The organism is Achromobacter sp. AONIH1 (genome assembly GCF_002902905.1).
Taxonomy (GTDB): domain Bacteria; phylum Pseudomonadota; class Gammaproteobacteria; order Burkholderiales; family Burkholderiaceae_B; genus Achromobacter.
The window spans coordinates 3,026,182-3,041,652 of record NZ_CP026124.1 but is presented as its reverse complement, the minus strand read 5'-3'; the positions used below and the strand labels follow the sequence as shown (position 1 = coordinate 3,041,652).

13 protein-coding genes are annotated in these 15,471 nt (G+C 69.2%); 9 read left to right on the top strand and 4 right to left on the bottom strand.

The features are described 5' to 3' along the window. Positions 1 to 10: 10 nt before the first annotated feature. From C2U31_RS13770 to C2U31_RS13730, 9 genes are read left to right on the top strand one after another with little or no spacing between them, the layout of a single operon-like run. The gene (locus C2U31_RS13770) at positions 11 to 1,708 is read left to right on the top strand and encodes a glycosyl transferase family protein (protein ID WP_103273273.1); all 1,698 of its coding nucleotides are present in this window, start codon (positions 11 to 13) and stop codon (positions 1,706 to 1,708) included. Continuing rightward, positions 1,705 to 4,470, top strand: a complete 2,766-nt coding sequence (locus C2U31_RS13765) for a tetratricopeptide repeat protein (RefSeq protein WP_103273272.1) — start codon at positions 1,705 to 1,707, stop codon at positions 4,468 to 4,470. The genes C2U31_RS13770 and C2U31_RS13765 overlap by 4 nt, the downstream gene beginning before the upstream one ends. A 26-nt stretch (positions 4,471 to 4,496) precedes the next feature. Beyond that, positions 4,497 to 5,498, top strand: a complete 1,002-nt coding sequence (locus C2U31_RS13760; protein ID WP_103273271.1) for a twin-arginine translocation pathway signal — start codon at positions 4,497 to 4,499, stop codon at positions 5,496 to 5,498. 4 nt (positions 5,499 to 5,502) lie between these two features. Next, a complete protein-coding gene (locus C2U31_RS13755) occupies positions 5,503 to 6,603 on the top strand; it encodes a cell division protein FtsQ (protein ID WP_103273270.1) in 1,101 nt (366 codons plus the stop codon). Positions 6,604 to 6,612: 9 nt separating this feature from the next. Beyond that, positions 6,613 to 8,193 carry an MBOAT family protein gene (locus C2U31_RS13750; RefSeq protein ID WP_103273269.1) on the top strand — a complete coding sequence of 527 codons (1,581 nt, stop codon included), beginning with the start codon at positions 6,613 to 6,615 and terminating at the stop codon, positions 8,191 to 8,193. A 25-nt stretch (positions 8,194 to 8,218) separates the two neighbouring features. Then, positions 8,219 to 8,458: an acyl carrier protein gene (locus tag C2U31_RS13745; protein WP_103273268.1), complete on the top strand. Its 240-nt coding sequence runs from the start codon at positions 8,219 to 8,221 to the stop codon at positions 8,456 to 8,458. 26 nt (positions 8,459 to 8,484) lie between these two features. Beyond that, positions 8,485 to 9,960 carry an AMP-binding protein gene (locus C2U31_RS13740; RefSeq protein WP_103273267.1) on the top strand — a complete coding sequence of 492 codons (1,476 nt, stop codon included), beginning with the start codon at positions 8,485 to 8,487 and terminating at the stop codon, positions 9,958 to 9,960. Then, a complete protein-coding gene (locus C2U31_RS13735) occupies positions 9,957 to 10,637 on the top strand; it encodes an alginate O-acetyltransferase AlgF (protein ID WP_103273266.1) in 681 nt (226 codons plus the stop codon). Before C2U31_RS13740 ends, C2U31_RS13735 begins: the two co-directional genes overlap by 4 nt. Before the next feature lie 9 nt (positions 10,638 to 10,646). Next, positions 10,647 to 11,777 (top strand): acyl-CoA dehydrogenase family protein, encoded by a 1,131-nt coding sequence (locus tag C2U31_RS13730; protein WP_103273265.1) that lies wholly within the window; start codon positions 10,647 to 10,649, stop codon positions 11,775 to 11,777. Between the two features lie 21 nt (positions 11,778 to 11,798). Here the strand turns inward: C2U31_RS13730 and C2U31_RS13725 are convergent, their stop codons facing one another. From C2U31_RS13725 to C2U31_RS13710, 4 genes are all read right to left on the bottom strand, one after another. Continuing rightward, the gene (locus C2U31_RS13725) at positions 11,799 to 12,797 is read right to left on the bottom strand and encodes a DUF4434 domain-containing protein (protein WP_233772761.1); all 999 of its coding nucleotides are present in this window, start codon (positions 12,795 to 12,797) and stop codon (positions 11,799 to 11,801) included. Continuing rightward, positions 12,798 to 13,217: a YidB family protein gene (locus C2U31_RS13720; protein ID WP_103273264.1), complete on the bottom strand. Its 420-nt coding sequence runs from the start codon at positions 13,215 to 13,217 to the stop codon at positions 12,798 to 12,800. It lies immediately after the preceding gene. 111 nt (positions 13,218 to 13,328) lie between these two features. Beyond that, a complete protein-coding gene (locus C2U31_RS13715; RefSeq protein WP_103273263.1) occupies positions 13,329 to 14,570 on the bottom strand; it encodes a lytic murein transglycosylase in 1,242 nt (413 codons plus the stop codon). Between the two features lie 17 nt (positions 14,571 to 14,587). After that, the gene (locus C2U31_RS13710) at positions 14,588 to 15,409 is read right to left on the bottom strand and encodes a ferritin-like domain-containing protein (RefSeq protein ID WP_103273262.1); all 822 of its coding nucleotides are present in this window, start codon (positions 15,407 to 15,409) and stop codon (positions 14,588 to 14,590) included. Positions 15,410 to 15,471: the final 62 nt, after the last annotated feature.

Below are 15,471 nucleotides of genomic sequence, written 5' to 3'. Positions count from 1 at the left end.
CAGACGCGCCATGTCTACGCTCTACTGGCCCTATCTGGCGGCGGACTACTACCGTGGCCTGGAAATCGTGACCGCCGTCGTCGGCATCATCATCCTGCTGTCCAGCCTGGATGATCTGTTCATCGACGGCTGGTTCTGGGTGCGGGCGCTGCGCCGCAGGCTCGTCGAGGACCGGCGCTATGCCCGGCTCACGGCGGCGCAGCTGCGCGCCAAGGAGGAACAGCCCCTGGCCATCATGGTGCCGGCATGGCTGGAGTACGACGTGATCGCATCCATGCTCGAGACCATGGTGTCCACGCTCGAGTACAAGAACTACATGATCTTCGCCGGCACCTACCAGAACGACGAGCGCACGATCAAGGAAGTCGAGCGCATGCGTCGGCGCTATCGCCAGCTGGTGCGCGTCGAGGTGCCGCACGACGGCCCCACCTGCAAGGCCGATTGCCTGAACTGGATCGTGCAGGCCATCTTCGCGCAGAACGAAAAGCAGCCCGAGCCATTCGCCGGCGTCATCCTGCACGACAGCGAAGACGTGCTGCACCCGCTGGAACTGAAGTACTACAACTACCTGCTGCCGCGCATCGACTTCATCCAATTGCCCGTGACCTCGCTGGAGCGCGAGTGGCACGAGCTTGTCGCCGGCACTTACATGGACGAGTTCGCGGAATGGCACACCAAGGACCTGGTGGTCCGCGAAAGCCTGTCCAAGATGGTGCCGTCGGCGGGCGTGGGCACCTGTTTCTCGCGGCGCGCGCTGATGGAGCTGGCGGCAGAGACCAACAACCAGCCCTTCAACACGGACACGCTGACCGAGGACTACGATATCGGCGCGCGGCTGGCGCAGCGGGGCATGCGCCAGATATTCGGCAAATTCCCGGTCGAGTATGTGGCGCGCCGGCGCTCCTGGTTCGGACTAGGCCCGGAGAAAGTCACGACGCTGTCCATGCCGCTGGGCGTGCGCGAGTACTTTCCCAACACCTTCCGCACTGCCTACCGGCAGAAGGCCCGCTGGACGCTGGGCATCGGCCTGCAAGGCTGGCAGCAAGTGGGCTGGACCGGATCGTTCGCCACCCGCTACCTGCTGTTCCGCGACCGCAAGGGCCTGGTCACGTCCTTCATCGCCATCCTGGCCTATCTGTTGCTGGCGAACTTCTTCCTGTTCTATCTGGCCGACCGCTTCGGCTGGTGGACCGTGTACTACCCCTCGTACTTCCGCCCCGGAGGCTGGCTGGTGACGCTGATGTGGCTCAACGCCGTCGCGCTGCTGCTGCGCGTGGTCCAGCGCATGTATTTCGTGGGCAATATGTACGGCTGGGAGCACGCCGTGCTGTCCGTTCCGCGCATGATCGTCGGCAACTTCATCAACGCCATGGCGGCGGCGCGCGCGTGGAAACTGTTCATCGGCCATCTCATCACGGGCAAGCGCCTGGCCTGGGACAAGACCATGCACGACTTCCCATCCACCGACCAGCTGGCGCAACAGCGCCAGCGCCTGGGCGAACTGCTGCTGTCGTGGCAGGCCATCGACGAGGACAAGCTGGCGCAGGCGCTGGAGATCCAGGCGCGCGACAAGAAACCGCTGGGCACCAGCCTGCTTGAACAGGGCTGGCTGGACGCCGGCACGCTCAAGGAAGCCATCGATTTCCAACAAGGCGCGCAGGCCCAAGCCGCGCCCCCGACCACCGACGACAAACCCGCCACCCCATGACGCCCCTGACCCGCACGCTAGTCCTGTCCGCCGCGCTCGCCTGCCTGTGGACTGGCGCGCCCGCCGCCGCCCAGCAGGCCGCGCGCGCCGCCGAGGCGCCGCTGGAAGGCGCCGCCTGGCAATTCGCCAACGAGGGCTACAGGCTCTACGACGCCGGCCGCTACGCGCAGGCGCAGCAGCAGGCCGAATCGGCGATCGCGCTGCGCCCGGACGTCGAACGCCTGCGCCTATTGTTGATCTACGCGCTGCAGAAGCAGGGCAAGCTGGACGAGGCCGAACGGGCCGCCGACGATGCCGTCAAGAGCGGCCTGGACACGCCCGCGCTGCGGCAGGCGCGCGCCAATCTGCGTCCGGCGACGCCCGCCGCCCCGGCGGCCAATGCGCGTCCGGCCGGCGCCCGCCCCGCCGGGGGCGCGCCGGCCACGACCAGCGCCTACCGCCGCGGCTTCCCCATCGCCACGCGCGCCTACGCGGACTACAACAGCGGCAACTACCCCGCCGCCCAGCGCGGCGCCGAGCAGGCTTTCCGCATCGATCCCAAGCAGGGCGCCTGGGCCATGCTGTGGCTGGACGCGCTGGAAGCCCAGGGCAAGTACGCCGAAGCCGAAACGGCCGCCAACCAGGCGATGACGCTGGGCGCGCCGAACCAGAGCGACCTGGCCGCGCGTCGCGCCACCATGAAGCGGCGCATGGCGGTCAAGCCGGCGGAACAGGGTTATCAGGCGCTGATCGCCAACCGGCCTGGCGACGCCGTCCCGCTGGCGCGGCAAGCCGTGGCGCTGGCGCCCGACACCGCCAGCCACCGCCTGCTGCTGATGACCGCGCTGATGCTGGACGGCCAGCTCGCGGCCGCCGAGGACGCGGCCACCGACGCGCTCAGGCAGGACGACGAAAACACCGTGGCCTTGGTCATGCGCGGCTATCTGCGCCAGCGCCAGGGCAAGACCGAGGAAGCCGACGCCGACTTCGACGCCGCGCTCAAGCAGGACTGGCTGGACGACAGCCAACGGCGCAATGTGCGCCTGATCGCCGCAGATGCCGCGCTGGCCGGGGGCCAGAGCGCCCGCGCGCTGGCCCTGGTGGAACCGCTGGGCGCCAAGGACGAGGCCGGCGCCGATCGCGTCAAGCGCGCCCGCTCCCGCCCCGCCGTGCCCGCCACGCTGACGCTGGCCAACTATCCCGCGCCGGTCCAGGACTGCCGCGACACGCCCTACGGCACGTCCTGCGAGCTGCTGCCCTCGGACGCGGCGGGCAGCGGCGGGCCGGCCTCGCTGGCCTATGCCGCCTATGCGCGCCAGGACTACCAGGAAGCCATCACACAGGCCCGCAAGGCCGCGCAACAGGATCCGGGCAGCAAGGACCTGCAGCGGCTGCTGACCACCACGCTGGCCGCCGGCAACGCGGCGCAGATGGCCGAGGCCAAGCAGCGCATGAGCGAGGCCCTGGCGGCCCAGCCCGACGATCCGACGCTGTTGATGCAGCGCGGCTATCTGCACCAGCGCATGCGCCAGCCCCGCGAGGCGCTGCGCGACTTCCAGGCCGCGCGCGCCACGGGCAAGGCCCCGCCCACCGCCATCCTCGACGAAGGCTATGCGCTGTCCGGCGTGGGCGACAAGCGCGGCGCGGTGGACCGGCTCAAGGAAGCCATCGACCAGGACGACGCCGGCAAGCTCGACCTGACCCCGCAGCAGCGCTTCGATACCCGCAGCAGCATCGCCGGCCTGTCGCGCGAGTGGGGCGGCTACATCTCGACCGGCTACCGGGGCGCGCGGCCGGCCTCGTCCGGCCTGGGCGGCGCGGCCATCACGGTGCCCGGCGACGCGGTGTTCAGCACGGCCGAGATCTTCTGGCGTCCCTCCGATTTCCTGAACTCGTCCACGCGCACCTTCGAGCTGTACGGCCGCCTGTCCAACACGCTGTACAACAACGGCGGCAAGACCGCCAGCCAGACCGTGTCGAACCCTTGCGGCGGCGGCAATATCCAGGTGGACGAAACATCCAACAACGGCATTTCCGGCCTTCCGACCACCGTGGGCTCGCTGGGCATGCGCTTCACGCCGTCCACCGAGGTCGGCCTGACCTTCGGCCTGGAACGCCAGTTCAACCTGGGCAGCGCCACGCGGCAGGGCACGTTCACGCCACGGCCCGACGAACTGCGCTGCGCACTGAACACCGGCAATCAGACCGCCCACTACAAGACGGACGCCGGCAGCGGCGGCTGGCTGGCCTATGTCACCTATGGCATGTACGAAGGCACCAGCCTGCGCATCGACCGCCCCGACTGGTTCACCATGGAAGGCTATGTGCAGGCCGGCTACTCCTGGCAGGACATGCCCGCCCGCTTCTGGCTACGCGACAACAACTCGGGCAAGGACAGCGCGGAAAGCTCGGGCAAGCTCAAACGCGACCAGGCCTTCGGCGCCGGCGAACTGCGCGTGGGCCGCAGCTACCGCGTGGACGCCATCAGCGACCGACTGGTGTTCTTCCCCTACGCGGTGGTGGCGGCGGACTGGCTGTGGAACCGCAACCGCGTGTCCGGCCTGAACATCGACGGCCAGGATTCCTACGACCTGCTGGGCAACGGCAAATCCTGGTCCCTGGGCGCGGGCCCCGGCTTCAACCTGCGCTACTGGTTCCGCGAAGACCACTACAACGCGCCACGGTCCTATCTGGACCTGACGACGCAATATCGATTCAATATCGGCGGGGGCGCCGCCGACCGGGCGAAAGGCCTGTTCATCAACCTGACCCTGTCGTACTGACCCCGCCCGCATCGCAAGGAGCACGCATGACCCTTTTCTCCTCCTCTCCCTCCACGATCCTGCATCGACTGGCTGTAGGCGCGGCGGTCGCCACGCTTGCGCTGTCCGCCGGCGCCGCGCACGCGCAGCAAGGCTCGTCCATCGTGATCCAGGGCAAGGACAACTGGCTGTTCCCCGGCTGGGGCAGCCTGACCCAGGTCGACACGCGCGGCATCGACGCGTCCACGCAACTGGTGCGCGAGACGCGCGACGCGCTGGCGGCCAAAGGCATCCAGCTCGAAGTGCTGGTGCTGCCGGACAAGACGCTGTTCTACCAGGACAAGCTGCCCGATGGAAAGGCGCTCAGCCCCGAGGTGAAGCGGCGCTACCAGACCATCCAGGACAAGCTCAAGGCCGCGGGCATCGCGACCTTCGACGACGAGGCCGTGCTGCGGCGCCTGAAGGACTGCGGACAGGACGTGTTCTACCGCACGGACCAGCACTGGACGCAGGCCGCCGCCGACGCCACCGCCGACGCGCTGGCGCAACGCATCAGGCAGGACGTGAAGACCTTGGCCGGCAAGCCCGGCACCGGCCTGCCGCTGGGCAGCGTGTTCAACGAACGCCGTTACGGCGATCTGGCCGAACTGTTCCTCTCGCCCGAGCAGCGCAAGCAGGCCGGACGCGAGACCTTCACCGTGCGCCGCCAGGCCGAGAACCAGAGCCTGCTGGACGATGCCCCGGCCCCGGTCCACGTCACCGGCCACAGCATGGTGCAGCCCTACTTCGGCTTTCCGCAAAAACTGTCCAACGCGCTCGACCGCCCGGTATCCGTGAACTGGAAGCCCGGCAACGTCGGCCACTGGATCATGCTGCTGGAATACCTGGAGTCGCCGGCGTTCAAGCAGAACAAGCCGCAGGTGCTGGTGTGGCAGATGTTCGAACCGACCTACGCGCAGGGCCCCGACGCCAAGGGTCTGTGGGACAACGCCTCCATCATGAGCGCCGACGCCTGGCGCGGCCGCATGCAAGCGGCCATCGGGAAGTAAGGTCGTGGCATCAGCGGACAAGCCGCAAACCGCCGGGCATGGCCGCAACGCCATCGTCGCCGGCCTGCTGCTCGCGCTCGGCCTGGGTTGGGGCGTCTGGCGACTGGCCGACGCCGGCCTCAAGCCGGCCGACGTGGCGCCGGCGGCCTGGCTGGACGGCTCGGCCGGCGGCGCGCTGAACCGCGCGCTGCGCCTGCCCGCGCAGGACACGCTCAATACCTGGAACGCATCGCTGCGCTATCGCCTGCTCGGAGACCTGGGCGACCAGGTCGCCATGGGCTGCCCCGGCTGGCTGTTCTACCGCGACGGCCTGCGCCCCCGGCCCGGCGTGCATGTGTTCGACGAGCGCGTGCGCCTGATGCGGCACTGGGCCGATCAGTTGCGTCAGCGGCAGGTGCAACTGCTGGTGGTCGCGGTGCCCGACAAATCGCGCATCGAGGCCGACCGGCTTTGCGGCCTGCCCGCCTCGCAACCCATGCGACGCGTGCTGGACGACTGGCAACGGGCGCTGCAGGCGCAGGGCGTGCCCTTCGTCGATCTGCGCCCCGCCCTGTCCGGCGCGGCCGAACCCATGTTCTTTCGCACCGACGTGCACATGAACGCGCAAGGCGCGCAAGCCGCCGCGCGACGCGTGGCCGACGCCGCGCTGCCGCTGCTGGGCGGCGTCGGCCAGCAGGCTTTCCGTGTCGACGCGCCGGGCGCGCCGGCGCCGCGCATGGGCGATCTGATCGTGCTGGCCGGCCTGGAACACGCGCGCATGGGTTGGCGTCCGGAGCTGGAGCGCGTCGCCCCGCAGCAGATCGAACCGCTGCGCAGCGGCGGCCTGCTGGACGAAGCGCCGCCTGTCGAAGTGCTGCTGGCCGGCAGCTCGAACGGCCGCCGCAGCCACTTCGCCGAACGGCTGGGCATGGGACTGGGCCGCGAAATCTGGAACCTGAGCCTGGACGGCGGACAGTTCTCCGGCGCGCTGCTGCTGGCGCTGAAACAGCGTGAACAATGGCCCAAAAGCCTGAAACTGGTGGTCTGGGAGTTTTCGGAAATGGCGCTGTCGCTGCCGCTCACCGATGACGAAAGGTCCGTGCTGGACAGCCTGCCCCCGCCCTGACGAACCGCGATGCTATTCAATTCCTATCTGTTCCTGCTGGTCTTCCTGCCCATCACGCTGGCCGTGTATTACGCCGTGGGGCCGCTCAACCTGCGCCTGGCGGCGCTTTGGCTGTGCCTGACATCCATCGTGTTCTACGGCTGGTGGAACCCGCAGTTCGTGGTGCTGCTGGCCGGCTCCATCGCCTTCAACTATGCGGTGAGCCAGCTGATCCTGCATAGCGAGGGCCGGCCGCGCCTGCAGGGCCTGATCACCGGACTGGGCGTGGGCGCCGACCTGGCGCTGCTGTTCCACTACAAGTACTTCGCCGCGCTGCTGGGCTTTCTCAATGACCTGGGCATGAGCAGCGCGACCGCGGATTCGGTGATCCTGCCGCTGGGCATCTCATTCTTCACGTTCACGCAGATCGGCTACCTGCTCGACTGCAAGGCCGGCGTGGTCAAGGAGCGCAGCCTGCTCAGCTATGTGCTGTTCGTGACCTTCTTCCCGCACCTGATCGCCGGCCCCATCCTGCATCACAAAGAAATGATGCCGCAGTTCGCGCAGCCGGAGAACTACCGCTTCAAGGCCGAGAACCTGTCGGTCGGCATGATGCTGTTCGTGATCGGACTGGCCAAGAAAGTGCTGCTGGCCGACGGCATCGCGCCCTATGCCGACGCCGGCTTCGCCGCGCCCGGCGAGCTGATGTTCTGGGGCTCCTGGGGCGCCAGCCTGTGCTACGCGCTGCAGCTGTACTTCGACTTCTCCGGCTACTCGGACATGGCGCTGGGCCTGGCCAAGATGTTCGGCATCCGCTTCCCGCTGAACTTCAATTCGCCGTACAAGGCCGGCAGCATCATCGAGTTCTGGGCCCGCTGGCACATGACGCTGACCCGCTACCTGACCGCCTATCTCTACTACCCGGTGGCCATGGCGGTGTCGAAGTGGCGCACCGAGCGCAATCTGCCGGTGGGCACGCAGGGCGTGGCCACGCCGGGCGGCTTTGCCGGCAGCATCATCCTGCCCACCGTGTACACGATGGGACTGGCCGGCATCTGGCACGGCGCCGGCTTCCAGTTCCTGGTGTTCGGCCTGCTGCACGCGATGTACCTGTCAGTGAACCACGCCTGGCGGATCTTCGTCGTCGGCCGCAAGCCGGCCGCCGCGCGCCAGATGGGCCCGACCAAGCGCGCCGCCTGCGTGCTGCTGACCTTCGTCGCCGTGCTGGTGGCGCAGGCCTTCTTCCGCGCGAATGGCGTGGGCGACGCGATGCTGCTGGTGCAGGGCATGATCGGCATGCGCGGCGTCGAGGCGCTGGACCTGGCCGCGCGCGTGGACGGGCTGGCCTGGGGCGACGCCTGGCGCATGCTGCTGGGGCATCATATGCAGCTGATCTACGCGGTCGTCCTGCTGGGCATCGCCTGGTTCACGCCCAACGCGCATCAGATCCTGGGCCGCTACTCGCCCGCGCTGTTCAAGCCGCAGGAGGCCGCCACGCCGTGGATGCGCTGGCGCCCCACCCTGGGCTGGCTGGCCGTGATGCTGGCCCTGCTGTTCTTCTGCCTGGTCAACCTGCACAAGGAAACCCGGTTTCTCTATTTCCAATTCTGACCGCGACGCGGTCCCGGAGCATTGCATGGATATCAAGACTATCGAAGCCAAAGTGGCCACGCTCATCGAGAACGTCATCCTGACTCAGGTCGATCCCGACACCTTGCTGATCGAGTCCGGCCTGGTGGATTCGCTGGCGGCGGTCGACGTGGCGCTGGCGGTGGAGCGCGAGTTCGGCTGCAAGATTCCGCCCACCGAGATCGACGTGCACCTAGAATCGGTGCATACCCTGGCTGCCTTCATCGCGGAGCGCAAGGGCGCCTGAACGCCGCTGTTGCAAAGGAGCCGCGCATGCATTTCGATTTCAAGGCCTACGATTTCGCCGACACCGGCTCGGCGCGCGACGCGATCGCCGTGGTGGATGCCCGTGGCGTCCTGCGCTGGGATGCGCTGCAGGCGGCGGTCCAGGCCTGGGAACAGGCCGCGCTGAATGCCGGCGCCGTCGCCGGCGTGCCCATCGTGATCTCCGGCCACAAGGAAACCGCCTTCCTGGTCGCCATGCTGGGCTGCCTGCGGCTGCGCGTGCCCTTCGTGCCCGTCGACGTGATCAATCCGCCCGAACGCATCAAGCGCATCGGCGAGCTGGTGCGCGCCGGCCTGCGCTACGACGCGCAGGCCCAGGCCTTCGAGCCGGGCAGCGCCAGCCCCGCGCCGCTGCGCGAGGCCGGACTGGCCTACATCATGTTCACGTCCGGCAGCACCGGCGACCCCAAGGGCGTGCAGATCGGGCGCGAAAGCGTCACGCTGTTCGCGGGCTGGATCCGTGACTGCCTGAGCCTGGGCGCCGCGCCCGCGTTCATGGACCAGATGCTGTTCAGCTTCGATTTCTCGCTGTTCAACTGGGTCGGCGCGCTGGAACTGGGCGGCGCCTGCGTGCTGTGCCCGCGCGAGACCATCGCCGAGCGCGGCGCCTTCATGCAGTACCTGGCGGACACCGGCATCGCGGTCTGGGCGTCCACGCCATCCTTCGTGCGGCAGCAGCTGTTCAACCCGGACTTCAACGGCGCCAGCCTGCCTGGCCTGCGCGTCTTCGTGTTCGGCGCCGAGTCGCTCTCGCCTGCGCTGGCCGAGGAACTGTGGCAGCGCTTCCCCGATGCGCGCATCATCAATTCCTACGGTCCGACCGAAGCCACCTGCTCGACCACCTGGGTCGAGATCGACGCGGCGCTGCGCCAGGCCGCGCCGAATCCCTTCCCCATCGGCCGCGCCAAGCCTTATGCCGACGTCTTCATCGACCAGGGCGAGATCTGCATCGCCGGCGACCATGTCATGCGCGGCTACCTGAACCGGCCGGACCTGAACGCCTCGCGCATGTTCACGCGCGGCGGCAAGCGCGGCTACCGCAGCGGCGACCTGGGCGAGATCGACGGCCAGGGCCTGATCACGTTCCGTGGCCGCATCGACGACCAGATCAAGCTGCACGGCTATCGCATCGAACTGGCCGAGATCGACGCGGCGATCGCGGCGCTGCCCGGCGTGCGCGCCGGCGCCACGGTGGCGCTGCGCCGGCCGGACGGTGCCATCGTCCGGTTGATCGGCTTCGTCGAGCCGGCGACGCCGGGAGCCGCCGGCCTGCAGCCGCTGCCCGAAGCGCTGGCGGCCTGGAAGGACACCCTGGGCCGTCGCCTGCCGCCCTACATGATCCCGTCGGAGCTGCTGTCCTGCAGCCCCTTCCCCACCACCAGCACGGACAAGGCCGACCGCAAGCAGCTGGAACGCCTGTACCTGGATGCGCGCCTGAGCAAGAAACCGGAGCCCAAAGCATGACCCCTCGTCTTTCCCCGACCCTGCTGGCGCTGGGCCTGGCGCTGGCCGCCGCCGGCGCGGCCCGCGCCGAAGGCGCCTTCGCCCAGCTGTACGCCGCCCGGCCGCCCGCCGGCTCGTCCTTCGTGCGCATCGTCAATCCCGAGAGCGCGCCCATGCGCGCCCAGGTCGCCGGCGGCCCGGCCCAGGACATCGGCCCGTCCAAGCCCGCCACCACCTACGCCATCGTCAAAGGCGACCAGGAATTCAAGGTGCAGGTGGACGGCAAGCCCGCCGGCGCCTTGCAGGTGGCGCCAGACAGCTTCACCACCCTGGTCGCGCGCCGCGACGGCGGCAAGGTCACGCTGGCGCGCATCGACGACAGCGGCGGCGCGCAGGACGCGCTCAAGGCCGAGCTGCGCTTCTACAACCTGATCCCCGGCTGCGCCGGCGCGGCGCTCAAGGTCAGCCCGCAAGGCCCGACGCTGTTCGACGATATCAAACCGCAGACCGCCGCCGCGCGCGCCATCAATCCCGTGCGGGCTTCGCTGGCCGGCGCCTGCGGCGCGGCCGCCAGCGCCGAGCTGGCGCTGCCCGCGCTACAGCCCGGCGATCATTACAGCCTGTTCCTCGGCGGCACCGCCGCCGTGCCGACGTTGACGGGTCAAGTCAGCGCCACCGATCCCTACGGCAACAAGTAAGGAGGCGGCATGCGCCGCGTATTCCGAGACGACCACGAACTGTTCCGCGATCAGGTCCGCCGCTTCATTGCGCAGGAGATCGCGCCACACTATGCCGCCTGGGAAAAGGCCGGCGTCACGCCGGCTTCACTCTGGCGCCGCGCGGGCGAGGAAGGCCTGCTCAACTGCGCCCTGCCCGAGCCCTACGGCCTGGGCGGGGACTTCGGACACGCGGCGGTGGTGATCGAGGAACTGGCCCGCGCCAACTATCTGGGCATCGGCTTTTCCATCCATTCGGACATGGTGGCGCCCTACGTGGACGCCTTCGGCACCGAGGCGCAGAAAGCGCGCTGGCTGCCTGCCATGACGCGGGGCGAGCTGATCGGCGCGCTGGCGCTGACCGAGCCCGGCGCCGGCAGCGACCTGAAGGCGATCCGCAGCCGCGCCGTGCGCGACGGCGACCACTACGTGCTCAACGGCCAGAAGACCTTCATCACCAACGGCGTGAACGCCGGCTTGGCCATCGTGCTGGCCAGCACCGCGCCCGACCTGGGCGCGCGCGGCCTGTCGCTATTCTGCGTCGAGGCCGGACTGCCCGGCTACGCCAAGGGCGCGCCGCTGGACAAGATCGGCCAGCACAGCCAGGACACCTGCGAGCTGTTCTTCGACGACCTGCGCCTGCCCGCCGACTGCCTGCTGGGACAAGAGAACGCGGCCTTCGAATACCTGACGCGCGAACTGGCGCGCGAGCGCCTGGCCATCGCGCTGCGCGCGGCCGCCTCGCTGGAAGGCATGCTGGAGGAAACCGCTGAATACATCCGTGGCCGCAAGGTCTTCGGCCGCCGCGTCATCGACTACCAGAATTCGCGCTTCATCCTGGCCAACGCGCGCGCGCAAAGCGTCATGCTGCGCGTCTTCCTCGACGACTGCCTGGCGCAGTTGATGGCGGGTGAACTCGACGCCACCACCGCCGCCATCGCCAAGCTGAACGCCACCGAGATCCAGGGCAAGGCGCTGGATGAGCTGCTGCAGCTGTATGGCGGCTATGGCTACATGGCGGAATACGGCATCGGCCGCGCCTGGTCCGATGCGCGCGCGCTGCGACTGTTCGGCGGCACCAGCGAAATCATGCGGGAGATCATCGGCCGCGGCTTCGCCTGAAACCGCGACGGCCGACACGCATCAGGCGCGCGCCCGCATCCAGGCCTGCCGCAGCACGCGCGCCTCGGGGCTGTCGCCGATGACCCAGGGATCCAGCGCGAAGGCCACGACGCGCTGCGCGCCGTAGCTGTCGGCGATCAGCCATTGCTTGCGCACCCGCTCGAAATCGGCCGAGCGCGCCTTGAAGGTGGACCCATCCGTGCTGCCCGAGGGCAGCTCCTCGAACAGTTCGATGACCAGATCGAACGGCGCATGGCGCGCCAACAGCAAACGGCGCAGCGGCTCCAGCGCCTTCAGGTTGTCCAGGCCCGCCACGCCCACGCCGTCCTGGATCATGGGATGCACGCGCGCATGGTCCAGGATGCCGCGCCACAGCTGTTCCAGCGTACCGCTGCCGCCCAGGCGACTGAAATATGTCGAGATGCAGGGCGCGCGGCCGCTGTTGTCCAAGGCCGCGCGCGCAAAGGCGTCCAGCCACGGCCACAGCAGCGCCTGGCGGGGCGCGGACGCCCAGTTGTACTGCTCCAGTTCATACGGCAGATACCAGCCGCGAAAATTGCGGCGCGCGGACCAGGGCGCGGTCCGCATGTAGGCCAGGCCCTGCTCGCGGGTGAGGACCAGGTAGCGCGCCAGCGCCTCGTCATCGGGCGTGGCCAGCACGTTCCACCAGCGCTGGTCGTAGGGCAGTCCCACGTGCACGCCCATGCCGTGGCGCGCGGCCTCGTCGAAGATCTGGCCCAGCACGGCGTCGGGCGCCATCCAGTCGTCGGGCCTGCCGCCTTCCAGGCCGACCCATTGCAGGAAGATCTCGCGGCTGCCCAGGCGGCGGCAGGCGGCGATGCGCTCGGCCCACTGCGCGGGCGTCAGGTCCAGGTGGCTGCGCCACAGCTGCAGGAAGGTGCCTTGCACCGGCCGGCGCGGCGCGCAGGCCGACAGCGGCGACAACGCGCCCAGCGCCAGCGCCTGCAACAGGCGCCGGCGGCCGGGCGCGGCGGGAACGCAGCGCGGCCTCGGCGGCATTCAGCCGCGGTTGCCGAACAGGCCGGACAGGGAAGCCAGCAGGTCGGTCGGGTTGAACGACTGGCCGGGCTGCGCCGTGCCGTCGGGCGTGGCCTTGTCGACCAGTTGCGGCAGCATCGTCGACAGCGAGCCCAGCACGGAGCTGGCGTCCTGGCCGGTCTTGTCCGCCAGGCTCTGCACCACGCCGGGGTCCAGCACCGAGCCGAGCTGGTCGGCGCTGACGGGCAGGTTCTCGCCCTTGCCCACCCACGACGCCACGATCTCGCCCAGGCCGCCCTTCTGGAAGCTGGCGATCAGGCCGGACAGGCCGCCCGGGTACTGGTTCAGGTGTTCGATCAGGGCGGGCAGGAGCGAGGCGTTACCGCCCTGCTGCCCGTTGCCGCCGCCGGCCATCGAGGCCAAGGTATCCAATAGGCTCATCGCCGTGCTCCCGGAAAAAAGAGGGGAAAACCAGTATATGCCGTGGCTTGCGGGAATCCAGGGGCGCGGTGCGCGCGGAAACCTATATTTGCAAATCTTGTCCTTTGCCGCTCAGCCGGCGTCGCCGCGCAAGGCCCGCAACACCTTCTGGCCTGCCCGCCCATCGGCCGGCAGGCCCAGTTCGCGCTGCGCCTTCTGCAGCGCATTCCGGGTATGGGCGCCGATGAGGCCATCGGGCTCGCCAATGTCATAGCCGCGGGCAATCAGCAGAGTCTGCAATTCGCGCCGCTCGGCGCGCGACAGCCCCGGATCATCAGTCGGCCAGGCCTGGACCAGCGGGCCGCCGCCGCGCAGCCGGTCGGACAGGTGCGCGATCGCCAGCGCGTAGCTTTCGGCCGCGTTATAGGAATAGAGCGCGTCGAAGTTGCGCGTCACCAGGAATGCCGGGCCGCCGCGACCGGCGGGCAGCAGCAGCGCCGCCTGGGCATCGCTGGCGGGCAAAGGCCGGCCGTCGGCCCGCGTGATGCCCTGGCCGGCCCAGTGCGACAGGGCGCGCTTGTTCTTGCGTCCCGCGCCGGCGGCATTGAACCCCGCCGGCAGCCGGACCTCGTAACCCCAGGCCATGCCGCCATTCCAGCCCGCGTGCTTGAGGAAATTCGCGGTGGATGCGAGCGCGTCCGGCACGCTGTCTATCAGGTCTCGACGGCCGTCGCCGTCGCCGTCCACCGCCAACCGCAGATACGTCGACGGCATGAACTGGGTCTGGCCGAAAGCGCCGGCCCAGGAGCCCCGCAGCTTCTCGGGCGCGATGCCTTCGTCCTGGATGATCTTGAGCGTGGCGAAGAACTCGCCCCGGAAATACGCCTGCCGGCGGCCATAGCAGGACAGGGTCGACAGCGACACCAGCAGGGAACGCTCGCCCAGGGTCTGTCCGTAGTTGCTCTCCACGCCCCAGACGGCGGCGATGACCGCCGGATCCACGCCGTAGCGGGCCGAGGCGCGCTGCAGATCCGCCCGCCAGCGCTCCATGCCCGCCTGGCCATCGGTCACGCGCTCGTCATCGACCAGCGCCGCCATGTAGTCCCAGATGGGCGTGCGGAACTCGGGCTGGAAATCCAGCAGATCCAGCACGCTCATGTCGGGCGCCAGCGTCGCCGTGTGGGTATCGAAGGTGGCGGCCGACACGCCGGTTTTCAGCGCCGGCGCACGCAGCCGGGCCAGGCAGCCGTCGAAGCTGTCGGCCGCCACGGCGGGCATGGCGGGCAGCGAAGCGGCCAGCGCGGCGGCCAGCAGCAGCGCGCGGGATCGTGCGAAGCGCGACGGGATGGGGGTGACGGGATGGGCGGGTTTCATCCTGTTGGATCTCATGATTACAGGGTTGGAGAAGCGGCCTGCAAAGCCGCCAGTTCGGTTTCGTCGAAACCGGCGGCGCGGCGCGCTTCCAGATTGAACGGACCGCGCAGGCGAGGCGCGCCGTGCAATTGCGCCAGTTCCGCGTAGCAGGCCACGGGGTCCCTGCCCTGCTGCGCGCACAGATGCTTGAACCAGCGGTTGCCGATCGCCACATGGCCGATCTCGTCGGCCAGGATGATATCCAACACTGCCGCGCTCTCGGCATCGCCGACGCTGTTCAATTTGTCGCGGATCATGGGCGAGGCATCCAGCCCGCGCGCCTCCAGCGTGCGCGGCACCAGCGCCAGCCGCGCCAGCAGGTCGCTACGGGTGCGCTCGGCCATGTCCCACAGGCCGTTGTGCGCGGGGAAATCGCCATAGACATGGCCCAGGCTGGCCAGGCGCTGGTTCAGCAGCTCGAAGTGATAGGCCTCTTCGCGCGCCACGCGCAGCCAGTCCAGGTAAAACGCCGCCGGCATGCCGGCGAAACGCCAGATGATGTCCAGCGCCAGGTTGACCGCGTTGAATTCGATATGCGCCAGCGCGTGCAGCAGCGCGGCGCGCCCTTCGGGCGAGGCCGGCGAGCGATGCCGCAGCTGCTGCGGCGACACCAGCCCGGGGCGCGCCGGCCGGCCCGGCAGCGCGCGGGTCGGTTCCAGGCGACGTTCCGTATCGACGATGGGCGCGTCGTCGATGGCGCGCACGGCGGCCAGCTTGCCGGCCCAGTCATCGACCGCCAGCGCGTGCAGGGCCTGAGCCCGCAGACAGGCGACGCCCGGCGGGTGGGTATTGCTGTTCATATGCAGGATTCCAATGGCGGGCGCCCGCTACGAGGCGTCCGCGACTGTCTCGGCCGCCGGCC

Excerpts from the sequence above, each read along its gene's own strand:
- C2U31_RS13770 (WP_103273273.1), top strand. The coding sequence starts at position 11 with ATGTCTACGCTCTACTGGCCCTATCTGGCGGCGGACTACTACCGTGGC.
- C2U31_RS13765 (WP_103273272.1), top strand. The coding sequence starts at position 1,705 with ATGACGCCCCTGACCCGCACGCTAGTCCTGTCCGCCGCGCTCGCCTGC.
- C2U31_RS13760 (WP_103273271.1), top strand. The coding sequence starts at position 4,497 with ATGACCCTTTTCTCCTCCTCTCCCTCCACGATCCTGCATCGACTGGCT.
- C2U31_RS13750 (WP_103273269.1), top strand. The coding sequence starts at position 6,613 with ATGCTATTCAATTCCTATCTGTTCCTGCTGGTCTTCCTGCCCATCACG.
- C2U31_RS13745 (WP_103273268.1), top strand. The coding sequence starts at position 8,219 with ATGGATATCAAGACTATCGAAGCCAAAGTGGCCACGCTCATCGAGAAC.
- C2U31_RS13740 (WP_103273267.1), top strand. The coding sequence starts at position 8,485 with ATGCATTTCGATTTCAAGGCCTACGATTTCGCCGACACCGGCTCGGCG.
- C2U31_RS13735 (WP_103273266.1), top strand. The coding sequence starts at position 9,957 with ATGACCCCTCGTCTTTCCCCGACCCTGCTGGCGCTGGGCCTGGCGCTG.
- C2U31_RS13730 (WP_103273265.1), top strand. The coding sequence starts at position 10,647 with ATGCGCCGCGTATTCCGAGACGACCACGAACTGTTCCGCGATCAGGTC.
- C2U31_RS13725 (WP_233772761.1), bottom strand. The coding sequence starts at position 12,797 with ATGCCGCCGAGGCCGCGCTGCGTTCCCGCCGCGCCCGGCCGCCGGCGC.
- C2U31_RS13720 (WP_103273264.1), bottom strand. The coding sequence starts at position 13,217 with ATGAGCCTATTGGATACCTTGGCCTCGATGGCCGGCGGCGGCAACGGG.
- C2U31_RS13715 (WP_103273263.1), bottom strand. The coding sequence starts at position 14,570 with ATGAAACCCGCCCATCCCGTCACCCCCATCCCGTCGCGCTTCGCACGA.
- C2U31_RS13710 (WP_103273262.1), bottom strand. The coding sequence starts at position 15,409 with ATGAACAGCAATACCCACCCGCCGGGCGTCGCCTGTCTGCGGGCTCAG.